This is a genomic window from Thermobaculum terrenum ATCC BAA-798 (assembly GCF_000025005.1).
Classification (GTDB): Bacteria; Chloroflexota; Chloroflexia; order Thermobaculales; family Thermobaculaceae; genus Thermobaculum; species Thermobaculum terrenum.
Window position 1 is genome coordinate 1,578,288 of the sequence record NC_013525.1, and the last position, 13,247, is coordinate 1,591,534.

A 13,247-nucleotide genomic window follows, 5' to 3' on the forward strand; every position below is an offset into this window, starting at 1 on the left:
CTCCTACCTATTTACTGTTGAATCTCCAAGCTATGTTAGCGAATCAGCATGACTTTGACCTCATCACCTGGCTCCAGTGCAGGTTTATCTTCCGGTACGATAGCTATACCATCCGCATGCATCAGCGAGGTCAATATGCCTGATCCTTGCTCTCCTGTCAAACGCGCAAAAAACTTGCCATTTGATCTATGAAGCTTTACCCTCACGAAATGACGACGGTCATCTGTCTTCTTGTAACCTTCTTCCATAAAAGCAGTTACCATTGTCCGCTCTTCAGGGTACTGCTGCATCATCTTCTTGATTGATGGTCTCCCAAAGAGCTCAAAAGAGATCATGGAGGACACAGGATTACCAGGGAGCCCTAGCATAGGCACTCCACGAACATGACCGAAAGCCAGAGGCTTACCAGGCTTCATGTTTACTTGCCAAAACTCCATGCTCCCCTCAGCCGTCAACATATCCTTCACCAAATCAAAATCACCCACAGATACTCCGCCGCTAGACACTATCAAGTCTACCTGCAGCGCAAGCGCCTCCTGTAACTTGTTCGCCAAGCTCTCTCTGGTGTCTCGAGCTATTCCCAGGAGCACGGGTATGCCACCTGCCTCTTTCACTTGAGCAGCAACAGCATAGCTATTGGAGTTATATATCTTGCCTGGAGGCAGAACCTCTCCAGGTTCAACTACCTCGTCACCAGTAGCAAGTATCGCTACTTTAGGTCGGCGAATACACCGGACAGTCTTTCGTCCTAAGCTTGCTAATACCCCAATATCGGCAGCACTTATGATCTCTCCAGAACTCAAGACTTTCTGCCCAGACTTTATATCCTCCCCTGCTAACCTGACATTCCTACCCCTTGGCAGGGATGCCTTAACCAATACTTTGTCCCCTTCAGTCTCAGTAAGTTCCACCTGTACAACTGTATCTGCTCCTTCTGGCAAAGGAGCACCAGTCATAATTCTAATAGCTGTCCCTGGCTGCACGGCTCGGTCTGCCAAATAGCCAGCAGGAACATTAGATATAACTTGCAGACGTACCGGCTTATCCTTTGAAGCTCCAACAATATCCTCTGCTCTAACAGCATAGCCATCCATGGCTGAATTAGAATGAGGAGGAACATCGAAGTTAGCAATTATGTCCTCAGTCAGGGTGAGTCCCAAGGCATCAAGCAATGACACCTCAACATCGTTGAGAACATGAATGGAATCCAAGATCCTCTTCTCGGCTTCCTCTACACTTAGCATACTAACGAATCCTTTCTTGTGAGCGGCAAGCGCATTTTAGCCTTAGTGTAACACCTAAGCAACTCGACTAATAAGCTTTAAGGCTTTATAATCCATCTTCAAGTAAGGGTTCTGGAGGAGTGGTGCTGTGACCGTTGCAAGCAAGGATTATCTGTACGAGTTGTTCAATCTTGAAGGTAAGGTGGCGCTAGTGACGGGTTCTACCGGCGTCTTGGGAGGTGCCATGGCCCATGGGTTAGCTAGAGCCGGGGCTAGAGTCGGCATAATAGGCAGGAGGGAAGCCAAAGCCAAGGAAGTAGCAGATTCCATACAAGCAGAAGGTGGCACATCTATGGCGCTGCCTGCTGATGTTCTCAGGCAGGATCAGCTAATAGAAATACGCAACCGAGTACTCCAAGAATGGGGACGCATCGATATACTGGTAAACGCTGCGGGAGGGAATGTACCTGATGCATTCGTACCTCCTCAAGGCTCGATCTTTGATGTACCTATCGAGGCAACACGAAGAGTAGTTGACCTTAACTTCTATGGCACAATACTACCAACCATGGTGTTCGGAGAAGCCATGGTAAGGGGAGAACACGTACAGCAACCATCTGGTTGCATAGTCAATATCTCTTCTATGGCAGCTCTACGAGCCATAACTCGCACTATGGGATACTCTGCTGCCAAGGCAGCAGTAACTAATTTCACGCAGTGGTTAGCAGTGGAGCTAGCTCACAAATTTGGAGAGGGTGTAAGAGTCAATGCTATAGCTCCAGGTTTCTTCCTGGGAGAACAAAACCGCTCCGTACTCATTAACTCCGATGGCAACCCTACTCCCCGAGGGAAGCTGATTATAAACCGGACTCCTCTAGGTAGGTTTGGCAGGCCAGAGGAACTTATAACGACATTACTCTGGTTATGTTCTCCAGCCTCTAGCTTTGTAACAGGCGTAGTCGTACCTGTAGATGGCGGATTCTCAGCTTTCAGTGGGGTCTAACCTCTAAGCAAGGACTCTGCACCTTCTATCCAGATAGGAGTACCTGTTATATGGCTAGAAGCATCTGATGCCAAAAATAGTACGAGATTAGCCACCTGTTGAGGACTCCCAGGGCCACCTTCCAAAGGGAAGGAGCCTTCTGGGAACTCAACAGGTACCTCAACCTCTTCTGTATCACGTTTCTCGGTGCGCTCATCTATATTGGTCTCTATAGCACCAGGACATATGGCATTCACTCTTATCTTATATTGGGCAAGCTCAAGCGCTGCCATCTGAGTAAACACCACCTGAGCACCCTTCGAGCATGAATAAGCGGTAGCCCCAGTATTGCTGAAGACTCTTGTGCCATTTATAGAAGAAGTTATGATTATTGATCCGCCTCTTTCTTTAAGATACGGAATGGCATACTTTACTGTAAGAAAAGTGCCTTTAAGGTTTATAGCCAGAGTCCTATCCCATTCTTGTGGATCTAATTCCTCTAGAGGAGCCCACACACCATTTATCCCAGCATTAGCAAACACTATATCTAGTCTCCCCCACTCGTTTACCAGCTGCCCTATAGCACTGTTCATTTGCTCTGGATTAGATACATCGGCCACAAGAGGTATAGCACTTCCCCCTCTGTTTACAATTTGCTTAGATACCTTTTCTGCAGCATCCTGCCTGAAGTCAAGCACGCCCACCTTAGCTCCGTTATCGGCCATAAGAACAGCGGCTGCTTCACCAATACCAGACCCTCCGCCTGTAACAAGTGAAACTTTCCCATCCAGTCTAAGATCCACCATCAACCTCCTAAATTGTTGTTACAAGGATGTAAGCAGGAGATATGCCAGTAGGCAAAAGATCCGCTCCAGATGGTAGGATATAAGGCGCCTGAATATAGAGAGTCATTTAGGAAGGGGTAAGTTGAAAAAAGTAATCATACATACTGACGGTGGGTGTGAGCCCAATCCTGGTCCAGGCGGCTGGGCAGCAGTGATACGCTACAACTCAGAGGTCCAAGAGATCTCAGGGGGTGAGGAAAACACCACCAATAACAGGATGGAGATGACAGCAGTAATAAAAGCCCTTGAGGCACTTCATGAACCCCATGAGGTAGAGCTTTACACAGATTCCGAGTATCTTTGCAAAGGCATGATGGAATGGCTACCTATGTGGAAGGCTAAGGGTAGGTTACAAAAAGGTTCCGTCAAGAACGCCGACCTCTGGCAGAGAATAGATGAGCTTATGTCTAGACATCTAGTTAAGTGTTATTGGGTAAAAGGGCATGCAGGGAACACCGATAACGAAAGGTGTGACAAACTTGCCTATGAGGAAATAAAGAAGATCTATAAACAGAAAGGACAGACACCACCGCCTCCAATACAGATGCGTCTTATCTCCTAAAATAGCGCAGCACGAGCCTTCATAAGCATAGTTTCCAATCTACCACTTATATACCTTGCAACTCGTTGGAAGCAAAACAGTAGCAGAAGAGCGGAAACTAGGCCTACAATTAGCCCAGCAAAGATATCACCCGGATAGTGATCTCCCACGTAGACCCGGGAATAGCACATAAGCAACGCAAACAGCAGCAACAATATGCCCAAGTACCTGTGGAAATTCATCAATACAAAGGATATTGCCATGGATGCTGCAGCATGATCGCTCGGAAAAGAAGCATCTGGACTGTGATGGAGCAGCAAGTGAACTGTATTAGGATGCGCGACGTAGGGTCTGGGCCTATACCAGATATGGGCTATAGCCTGATTGGCAGATAATGCCACTACGGCTGCTAACAAAGCAGTTACAGCGCCAAGAAGTTCTAAACTATCAGCCGTAATTACACCTTGCAAAAGCCACAGGGCCACCACGACTATAAATGCGTACTCACCCCACGCAACTATATGCACCATCACACCATCGATTAATGGATGATGTCCTGCGGATGAGTTGATCCATCTTTCAAAAGCGTAGTCCACTTATCGACCTCAAACCGAGAATTTATTTTCGAATCACGATGGAGAATACGTAAATGAGACCTATATCCTCTGAAACAAGTTCCATAAACAGCTAACTAATCTTGAGGTCTCCTCATCTCTATCACACCATCTTGTGTGCCTACCATTACTAGGGAAGCTATATCTATAAATAGTCCCGTCTCCACAACTCCTGTTACAAGGTGTAACTTGAGATCGAGGTCGCTGGGATTGGATATAGGGCCAACGTGTAGGTCAAGAACATAATTACCATTGTCAGTTACATATGGCAACCCATCTCTCGTGCGCAGAACCGGCTGTAGTCCCATAGACTCGAGCTCTCGTGAAGTCCTAGTCCAACCAAATTGAAGCACTTCTACTGGCACAGGGGATTTTGAGCCTAAGATATCCACTAACTTCGACTCATCCACTAGTACCACGAAAACTCTGCTAGCCTTAGCCACTATCTTTTCTCTGGCTAAAGCTCCTCCTAGTCCTTTCACGAGGTTGAGATCGGGGTCGACCTCATCTGCGCCATCAAAAGCCATATCTAACTCAGGATGCTCTTCCAATGTAGTAAGTTCGACTCCTGCTGCTTTAGCGGCTGCTACAGTCCTCTCGCTAGTGGGAACCCCCACAACCCTTAGTCCTTCGTTTCTTACCCTCTCTCCCAGGAATTGCACAAATAACTCAGCAGTGGATCCAGATCCCAAACCTATTAATGCACCATCAGGCACGAGTTGAGCTGCTCTATAAGCTACCATCCTTTTGAGATCTAGCTGATTCAATTTACAGAAACCTCCTAAGAGCCGATCATTCACTAGTATAGATCACTAGCCGTCTATCAGGGGTATATCCTTGTTACTCACTAGAGTTATGATGAGTTAAGATAGACGGTACTATACTCAGCAAGACATACAATTCCAGGAGGACCAGGTGATTACAGCGCTTGTAGAAATAGATGTAGAAAGGGGACGAATCAACGAGGCGGCTCAGAAGCTGGTAGATATAGACGGAGTAGCGGAGGTCTGGAGTGTTACAGGTGATCACGATCTTGTAGCTCTTCTAAAGCTCAGGGAGTACGATCAGCTCTCCGAGGTAGTAACGAACCATATAGCTTCACTGCCAGAAGTAGTGAGAACAAAGACTATGCTTGCGTTCAAAGTCTATTCAAAGCAAGAGTTAGAGGAGGCCTGGAACATAGGAGTGGATTAGTAGCCTGATTAAAAGACATGATGGACCACCAGTTAGGTGGTCCATCATGGCATTCGCAGGATTCCGTACCCCCCATTCTGTTCTAGTCCACCATCTGTCTCACGTCTTACGACGTGGTGGCTGCTCGCTCTAGGCGGCTCGCCACTGCGGCAATTACTGCCTTGCTCCCGGACGCACACTCCCCTAGCCGCCGACATTACTGCCGACGCTGCGGCGATCTTACCGCCGCTGTTTCACCCCTTACCTGTGACCCTGACGGGCCCATCGGCGGGTTAGTTTTCTGTTGGGGTTGTGGTCGTCACGGCTCTCGCCATGACCCGCCCTGGCTTGCTGTTTCGCCAGGCGTCCTTGCCCTCGCAGGTCCGGACCCGGGGCTGGGAGTGGGGAAGTTCCTCTGGCACTAGCGCCAGCGGTGGACCGAATCCTGCAGCTAATAATATACAAAGCAAGTCGATAAAACGTCAACTAAGTAGACAGAAGCATTTTATATATTGTTTGCATGTTATAGATAGTAAGCTTATTAATTAGGATTACAAAATATAAATATCATGTTATACTTGCTAGCGATTTGCTCAAGACCTATACCCCATTGAGGATGAAGATATGTCCAGAAACATATACAGGTTGGGTATGGCTGCTTTGGCAGTATTGTGGTTATTGTCAGCCTATAGATGTTCACCCCCTGGATCTGCTAAGAGAGACTTAATTCTCGCAACCACTACCAGCACTCAGGACTCGGGCTTACTTGATGTACTTATACCTCAATTCGAAAAGCAAACAGGCTACCGTGTAAAAACAGTAGCAGTAGGAACTGGAGAAGCGCTTGAGATGGGAGAGCAAGGTAACGCCGATGTCCTGCTGGTGCATGCTCCCTCCTCTGAGCTGGAATTCATGAAGACAGGTGCAGGCACAAACAGGCACCTTGTGATGTATAACGACTTTATAATCGTAGGGCCTCAAAGCGACCCTGCAAATATTAAGTCAGCGAAAGATGTCATGGAAGCTTTCAGGAGAATAGCCACCAGCAAGTCCCTCTTCTTCTCAAGGGGGGATGACTCCGGCACCAACAAGAAGGAGCTGGAAATCTGGAAGCAGGCAGGTATCAGCCCTCAAGGAGACTGGTATCAGGAGACAGGTAACAGCATGGGGCAGACCCTCCAGATAGCCTCCGAGAAGGGCGGTTACACCCTTACCGATAGAGGTACATACTTAGCCCTCAGAGACCAACTCGATCTATCCATATTGTTTGAGGGTGACCCAGTGCTACTCAACATATATCATGTGATCCAGGTCAACCCGGATAAATTCCCCAAGGTAAATGCTGAGGGAGCAAAAGCATTTGTCGACTTCTTGCTGAGTCCTGATACTCAGAAGATGATTGGCAATTTTGGGAAAGACAAATATGGGCAGGCGCTATTCACACCTTGTGCAAATAACAGCTGTGGGATAGAATCGGCTGCTGATAAGTAAAAGCAATAACTGGGAGCTGTGGGTCAAACTATCACATAGGCGGGAAGCGATGAATTAGTTGGTCTTTACTCATCCAGACATCATGCGGCCAACCCTGCAGTACTAGCCTCTCTGCAGCCTTCCAGCCGTGCGGGTGATAGATCGCCCTTAGTCCTACAAAGAAAAAGAACCTGAACCTATTCCATAAGTTATTCCTCAAAGGGAAGGCCGTAAACCCAAGCCTGATGCATGGTACTACAAGTAATGTAGTACCACGAACAGCTACAACGTCCGGAAGAGCTCCCGAAGCTATGCGCGATGATAGTACTCGAAGCTCCTTACGTGCCTCTTTGATAAGTTCCCATGTGGAAGCTCCTTCTTGGAATTTACGACTTAAAATTGGATTATTCATATGAAGGTCAATTACCCCGTCACCGGGCATGACGATGACACCATCAGGGAGAGATAAAGGTCTTCCCTTATAGGTATTGACTTTATATGAGAGTATAGAGTCAGGGAATAATGGACGAAGCTTCCACCACCATATAGTGAATCTTTCCCACCAGAGCCACACAGATAGGACTCCGGCTGCCTTACCCCCGCCGGCCCATCCCAGCCGAACTAGCCGCCATAGGATACCCCAAAACAGACTACCTAATACACCCAGCGCCTTCCAAAACCAATGTGTGCCAACGCCCACCTTAGAAACGTAGTGACCACTGCTAGGTGGAGAGGCAGAGTATGTAACCTTCTCGGGGAGGTTGCTATCCATGTCTCCATTATGTGGCAAGTGGGCACCCCCAGATTGATTATTCGGTCGAAGAGATCCTTATCCTCAGCTATCTCTAAGGATTCGTTGAACCCTCCCACCCTCCAGAAGAGCTCCTGGTCAAAATAACCCATCTGAGCTCGTATACCAAAATGCTTCTTGCCGTATTCCATCATATCGAAGAATAAACAGTCAATAAAATGGTCTGAATCGGCTTTTACTCTAATGCTACCTGCAGGGTAGCCCTTAGCTACATAGCGCATTACAGTGCTAACAAGGTTGGGTGCAGCATAGGAGTCAGCATCCATAAATATTAGTATTCTGCCTTTAGCGAATTTCGCCCCAAGGTTCTTTGCTCTTCCCCTACCTCGCAGGTTTTCAGCAAGTAAAGAGAAATTAAGCCCTGTAAAGCGGCTAGCACATGCAGAAGCTACTTCGGAGGTACCGTCGGTTGAGCCATTGTCAACAACAACTACCTCTACCCTGTTCAAAGGCCACTTCTGATTGGCAATGGAGGAAATCGCCCTGCATATATATTTAGATTCATTTCTAGCAGGGATAACTACCGACACATCAAACTGACTAGTTGTGGAATACAATTGCATTCACACCAATTGAGTCTGGCAAGATTAGATTAGCTCAGCAGACAAAATCCAGCCAGGGCTTACACCCTGGCTGCTCTAAGCTCTTATAAATCCTGGCAATCCTACAACTTCTCTATCTCACCAGATTTTAGCAACTCATGAAAAGCAAGCTTGGCTATGCCACCAGCCACATGTGTTCTTAAGTCTTTCTCCTGCCTTTCCTCTTCTAGTTTTTCTAATACTTTCTCAGTATCTGCCCGAAGAACGTTGTAGACCGTAGAGCTACTTATACCCAAAAACTCAGCGATCTCGTCTGCCGTTTTGTTATAAAGTTCATGCAAAACCACTATATAAGAAGCCTCTATCAACGAAGGTACCCAGGTTAGGTTCCTGTACTCAACAAGCCTACGGAGGCCGCCTACCACATCTATAGCTTTCAAATAAACCTTACGAACTATCTCATCCACATCTACATCGACTGGTTGCACCTCGCCTGGCATCTTGACACCTCCTTGCACTCGGAAATTACTTCGTATCACTGGAGTAGATTGTTGATAAAGGAGGACCCACCTTAACCAGCCCTAGATCACTTATCTCCAATATGTGAGTGGATTGATCGTGCCCTGATAGCCTGCAACCATCTATCCTAATAGTACGCACTACCTCCCCTAGAGCAGCCTTATAAATCTTCTCCTCGTATGCTCTTTCAATGAGATGCTTGGAGAGCACAATAGTACAGTCCACAATATGTCCTACTGCATAACCTCCAGCAGCTTCAGCAGAGGTTTCTTCCTGTGCACTGCGCTTCTGAGTGATCAATATTGCGGTCTGGTGCCATTGCTTCATCAGGTTATAGACTTCCCTCACGATCCCGCGAGCCATTATCTCACGAGCCTCGTAAAGTCCGGTCACAGAATCGATAACGGTGTGGCGGATTCGATGCTGCTTATAGGCATAAGCCATGGTGGTAAGCAAACTAGGAAGATCCTCGCGTAATTGTGATCTGCGTGCAGCATCCAGCAGGTATATAGAATCCTGCATTTCCTTCCATGGAAGGCCCATGGCGTTTGCCCTGAATTCGAGACTCTGACTTACAAAAGGTGCTGGGGTTTCAACAGTCACAAATAGGATCGGATTACCTAATGAAGCCTGCTTGACTGCAAACTGCTCCCCCATTAGACTCTTCCCGGTATCCGGCACACCTGTTAGGTTTACAACTGCCCCCTGCGGATACCCCCCTAGGTTACGCCTAACCGGGCGACCATTTTCAAATTCAGCTATATAGAATAAGTCATCTAGGCCCTCGACTCCGCTAGGCACACCCCGTATAGGCTCTGCATGTTTGATAGCCTCGGAAGCTATTTGCAAGGCATCTAGTATAGGTTCCGCCGACTCAGTTGAGCGTCTATATGACATAGATTTACCTCCCACAGGAGCTACGTGCTAATTAGCGTAGTTTGAGGTACAAACGGTAACTATGATGATAGACGTGACACCTTGTACAATAAGTCGAATGTGATGCGCAACAGAACTGTCAAAGCAAGCACAACTGGTTATTTACTTGTTCTTTCAGCAGCGACTATATGGGCCACCATAGGCCCTGCCTACAAGCTAATAACCAGAAATCAACAAGTACTGCCTGCTCAGGCGGCGTTCCTACGCTGTCTGACTGGGTTCTTCTTCTTGCTGATTGTGCTAGCAATTTTTAGACCGAGGGCACTTACTATAGACATTAGCGATCTGCCTTTATTCCTCGCGTTTGGCTCCATAAGCATTGCGGGTTTTTACCTGGCCTACGTGGAGGCAGTTAGCCTGTTGGGCGTAGCCTTAGCTGTAACATTGCTATATACATCCCCAGCATGGGTGACGATCCTGAGCTGGATTTTATTCAGAGAAAGGCCAAGCAGACTTCAAATGATGGCATTAATATCTGCTCTTTTGGGATGTGCGTTGCTCTCTGAGGTTTACGACACATCGCAGCTAAGGATTAATCTTTTAGGCATAATCGCAGGTATCCTATCAGGAATAACCTATGCTGGATACACCCTATTTGGACGCATAACCCTACGAAAATACGATCCACTAAGCTCTGTGGTATGGCCTATAGGTATAGGATCCCTAATACTAGGTGCTTACTCCTACATTACTACAGGAGTACCTACCCCTTCCTTGGAAGCATGGGGATTAATCTTATACTTGGGAGTAGGCCCCACTGTAGTTGCCATGGTGCTCTATATAGCATCACTAAATTACATACCGGGATCATTAGCAAGCATAGTTGCCACTGCTGAACCACTTATAGCTATACTGATCAGCGTTACATTCATGGAGGAAAAACTCAACCTGATACAATCAATAGGAGGAGCACTAATACTATTAGCGGTTATTATGCTCCAAACAGGAAGCAGTAAATCAGAGGACATATCGCCAACTACCGAAGCCGCTCTATAGAATTCCAGCAACCGTTTTTTGATATCATCAAACAATATGAATGAGATAGATAAAGATATAGAACAGCTAGACAAATACCTTCAGGATGTAAGGAACTACATCAGGCAGTTTCTAACTGATAACGGTCGAGAACCCAGAGAATTTTATAACGCCATCCAATACCCAGTGGGGCTCGTGGACGAGCAGATGGTACCCGGCGATAGCCAAAGCGGAAAAATGTTACGTCCACGCCTTTGTATACTGTCGTGTATGGCTGCTGGTGGAGAAGTAAGAAAGGCTATTCCAGCTGCGGCTGCAATCGAGATACTCCACAACTTCACGCTTGTGCATGATGATATCGAAGATCATAGCCCTAGTAGACGCCATAGACCATCCTTATGGAAGCTGATCGGGGTACCACTTGCGCTCAACGCTGGAGACGGCATGTTCGTGATATCTCATATGGTGCTTCAGTCCATGTTAGAGCTAGGAGTACCTGCGCAAACTGTCCTTGCTGCTATCGACAAATTTGACCAAGCAGCACTCAGCGTGTGTGAAGGCCAGCATATGGACCTCATGTTCGAGGCGCGGGAAGAGGTATCACTGCAGGAATACCTTGCTATGATCAGCAGGAAGACTGGTGCTCTCATGGGATTATCATGCTACCTTGGAGCATTAGTAGCAGGTAAGGATGAGTGCGTTCTAGAGCAATATAGGCACTTCGGTGAGAATCTAGGGCTTGCTTATCAAATTAGAGACGACATAGCCGGGATATGGGAATCCTCGGAATCCACGGGTAAGAGAGAGCTGGAAGATATATTTCGGAAAAAAAAGAGCTACCCTATAGTCAAAGCGATGGAGGTCTTAGAAGGCAACGAAGCTGAACGACTAAGGCAAATCTACAAGAACGAGTCTATTACAGACGAAGAAGCTCTTTGGGTAAAGGAAACGCTCAAAAATAGGGGTATCATGCAGGAAGGTATAGAAAAAGTCCATGAGTACCTAAGCCGGGCTGTGGCAGCATTACAGCAAGCAGGGGCATCCGGTGTGGCCATGCAGAGGCTTCAAGTCTTTGTAGAATCACTATCAATGTAAGCAGCTATGAGCAACCCAAAAGATATCACTGGCCTTATACTTGTAGGGGGTAAATCCAGAAGAATGGGCTTTAATAAGGCCCTAATAGAACTCACTCCCAGTGGACCCACGGTTATACAGACTGTAGCGGATAAACTCAAAGATGTATGCCCTGAAGTAATTCTTGTAGGTTCACAATTAGAACCTTATAGATTCCTGAATCTGCCACAGGTTCCTGATGAATTTCCCAATACAGGTTCACTAGGTGGTATATACTCAGGACTCAAATCGGCACGCACCGATTATGCTCTTGTAGTCGCATGTGATATGCCCTTTTTAAACACGGAGCTCTTAAAATACATGATATCCCTGCCCAGGGACTACGATGTCCTTATACCCGTTCTAGATGAACCAGAACCCATGCACGCGATTTACTCGAAGAGATGCATACCCTGGATAGCCCAGAGCATAGAATCTGGAAGCTACAGGATAATAGGTTGGTTTGACCGCGCGAAGGTCAAGTATATACCTAAGGAAACTATAGCAAGATTTGATTCAGACTTCATGTCATTCTTCAACATGAACACTCCTGAAGAACTAGAATTTGCCAAGAGCTACATGAACAGGAAGATCTAAATACCTGATATACTCTCCCAGAAAGATGTTCAGCTCAATTACACTGGTCAAGACCAACCGCTACTTGTTAGCGGGTACTATAGCTTCAGCACTATTACTTGTAGTCCTGCTGGGATCCAGCTTCCTGGACCAAGCCAAGATATTTCACGTGCTCAGGTGGTTACATTCGGGACTAGATTACCATCCAGATAACTCCCACTCAATAATGCTTGGAGGATTTCCGAGCGTAGTATGTGCACGTAATACAGGCATTTATGTAGGCACTTTGACCGTATACTTCTGGTCTTTACTCTCCTCGAGAACCAGGTTGTTCGGTTTTCCCAGCTTGAGGATCTCTATAATCCTGGCGTCTTTCGTAGTGCTAATGGCCGTAGATGGCTTCAACTCCTTAGCTCATGATCTAGGCATATCCACACCCTATAAGACCACAACGCTCACTAGGCTTGGTACAGGACTGCTAATGGGAACGGCTGCTGGATGCTTCTTAGTACCAGTCTTGAATGGGATGCTTTGGAAGGAATCTAGCAACAAACCTTTCGTGGATAACACCCGTAGCCTAGCTGGTCTATTATGCATGCAAGTCCCACTATTTCTAATAGTAGCACTGAAGTTGGACTTCTTTGCTTTGCCGCTCGCCCTAGTAACAACTATGGCGACTATTGTTTTATTCACCACTATCAATCTGATATTCATAGTAGCTATCTTTAACAGACTTAATAAAGCGCGAAACCTATTAGATATACTTCCTGAGATCTCGATTTCGGTCTTGCTCTCCCTTGGAGAGCTGTCTATAACAGCAATACTTGTCCCCAGGTTTCTGCTTGGGCTTGGATAATGACTCAGATTGTGCAACATAAGCTGGTTCAAATATCAATACTCTTACTAGTCGCCCTAACAACAGCTGTC

General features: G+C 46.7%; 16 protein-coding genes. 8 read left to right on the forward strand and 8 right to left on the reverse strand.

Annotated features, from left to right (window positions below):
* Positions 1-35: 35 nt before the first annotated feature.
* Positions 36-1,244 (reverse strand): molybdopterin molybdotransferase MoeA, encoded by a 1,209-nt coding sequence (locus TTER_RS07395; RefSeq protein WP_012875393.1) that lies wholly within the window; start codon positions 1,242-1,244, stop codon positions 36-38.
* 127 nt (positions 1,245-1,371) lie between these two features.
* On the opposite strand from TTER_RS07395, the gene TTER_RS07400 reads away from it, so the two are divergent.
* Positions 1,372-2,226 (forward strand): SDR family oxidoreductase, encoded by an 855-nt coding sequence (locus TTER_RS07400; protein WP_012875394.1) that lies wholly within the window; start codon positions 1,372-1,374, stop codon positions 2,224-2,226.
* On the opposite strand, the gene TTER_RS07405 is transcribed toward TTER_RS07400, so the two are convergent.
* The gene (locus tag TTER_RS07405) at positions 2,223-3,011 is read right to left on the reverse strand and encodes an SDR family oxidoreductase (protein WP_012875395.1); all 789 of its coding nucleotides are present in this window, start codon (positions 3,009-3,011) and stop codon (positions 2,223-2,225) included. The genes TTER_RS07400 and TTER_RS07405 overlap by 4 nt on opposite strands.
* A 121-nt stretch (positions 3,012-3,132) precedes the next feature.
* Here TTER_RS07405 and rnhA point away from each other — a divergent pair, with 121 nt between their 5' ends.
* Positions 3,133-3,612: a ribonuclease HI gene (rnhA, locus tag TTER_RS07410; RefSeq protein ID WP_012875396.1), complete on the forward strand. Its 480-nt coding sequence runs from the start codon at positions 3,133-3,135 to the stop codon at positions 3,610-3,612.
* Here the strand turns inward: rnhA and TTER_RS07415 are convergent.
* Both TTER_RS07415 and rpiA read right to left on the reverse strand, forming a co-directional pair.
* Entirely contained in the window at positions 3,609-4,187 is a 579-nt protein-coding gene (locus tag TTER_RS07415) for a phosphatase PAP2 family protein (RefSeq protein WP_012875397.1), read from the reverse strand. The two genes, rnhA and TTER_RS07415, sit on opposite strands and share 4 nt — an antisense overlap.
* A 95-nt stretch (positions 4,188-4,282) precedes the next feature.
* Positions 4,283-4,972 (reverse strand): ribose-5-phosphate isomerase RpiA, encoded by a 690-nt coding sequence (gene rpiA, locus TTER_RS07420; protein ID WP_012875398.1) that lies wholly within the window; start codon positions 4,970-4,972, stop codon positions 4,283-4,285.
* 148 nt (positions 4,973-5,120) lie between these two features.
* Here rpiA and TTER_RS07425 point away from each other — a divergent pair, with 148 nt between their 5' ends.
* Both TTER_RS07425 and TTER_RS07430 read left to right on the forward strand, forming a co-directional pair.
* On the forward strand, positions 5,121-5,399 hold the full coding sequence (locus tag TTER_RS07425) for an Lrp/AsnC family transcriptional regulator (protein WP_012875399.1): 279 nt from the start codon (positions 5,121-5,123) through the stop codon (positions 5,397-5,399).
* Between the two features lie 603 nt (positions 5,400-6,002).
* Positions 6,003-6,869 carry an ABC transporter substrate-binding protein gene (locus tag TTER_RS07430; RefSeq protein ID WP_012875400.1) on the forward strand — a complete coding sequence of 289 codons (867 nt, stop codon included), beginning with the start codon at positions 6,003-6,005 and terminating at the stop codon, positions 6,867-6,869.
* 31 nt (positions 6,870-6,900) lie between these two features.
* Here TTER_RS07430 and TTER_RS07435 read toward each other — a convergent pair whose 3' ends face one another.
* From TTER_RS07435 to TTER_RS07450, 4 genes are all read right to left on the reverse strand, one after another.
* Positions 6,901-7,422 carry a YkoP family protein gene (locus tag TTER_RS07435; protein WP_012875401.1) on the reverse strand — a complete coding sequence of 174 codons (522 nt, stop codon included), beginning with the start codon at positions 7,420-7,422 and terminating at the stop codon, positions 6,901-6,903.
* A gap of 80 nt (positions 7,423-7,502) precedes the next feature.
* A complete protein-coding gene (locus tag TTER_RS07440; protein ID WP_012875402.1) occupies positions 7,503-8,222 on the reverse strand; it encodes a glycosyltransferase in 720 nt (239 codons plus the stop codon).
* A 101-nt stretch (positions 8,223-8,323) separates the two neighbouring features.
* Entirely contained in the window at positions 8,324-8,701 is a 378-nt protein-coding gene (locus tag TTER_RS07445) for a hypothetical protein (RefSeq protein ID WP_012875403.1), read from the reverse strand.
* A gap of 25 nt (positions 8,702-8,726) precedes the next feature.
* A complete protein-coding gene (locus TTER_RS07450; protein ID WP_012875404.1) occupies positions 8,727-9,617 on the reverse strand; it encodes a KaiC domain-containing protein in 891 nt (296 codons plus the stop codon).
* A gap of 102 nt (positions 9,618-9,719) precedes the next feature.
* Here TTER_RS07450 and TTER_RS07455 point away from each other — a divergent pair, with 102 nt between their 5' ends.
* The 4 genes from TTER_RS07455 to TTER_RS14750 are packed head-to-tail and all read left to right on the forward strand — an operon-like array spanning position 9,720 to position 13,176.
* Positions 9,720-10,652, forward strand: a complete 933-nt coding sequence (locus TTER_RS07455) for a DMT family transporter (protein WP_012875405.1) — start codon at positions 9,720-9,722, stop codon at positions 10,650-10,652.
* Between the two features lie 36 nt (positions 10,653-10,688).
* Complete coding sequence (locus tag TTER_RS07460) at positions 10,689-11,726, forward strand: polyprenyl synthetase family protein (protein WP_012875406.1); 1,038 nt, start codon at positions 10,689-10,691, stop codon at positions 11,724-11,726.
* A 6-nt stretch (positions 11,727-11,732) separates the two neighbouring features.
* A complete protein-coding gene (mobA, locus tag TTER_RS07465) occupies positions 11,733-12,341 on the forward strand; it encodes a molybdenum cofactor guanylyltransferase (RefSeq protein WP_012875407.1) in 609 nt (202 codons plus the stop codon).
* Positions 12,342-12,366: 25 nt separating this feature from the next.
* The gene (locus TTER_RS14750) at positions 12,367-13,176 is read left to right on the forward strand and encodes a DUF2085 domain-containing protein (RefSeq protein WP_012875408.1); all 810 of its coding nucleotides are present in this window, start codon (positions 12,367-12,369) and stop codon (positions 13,174-13,176) included.
* Positions 13,177-13,247 lie beyond the last annotated feature (71 nt).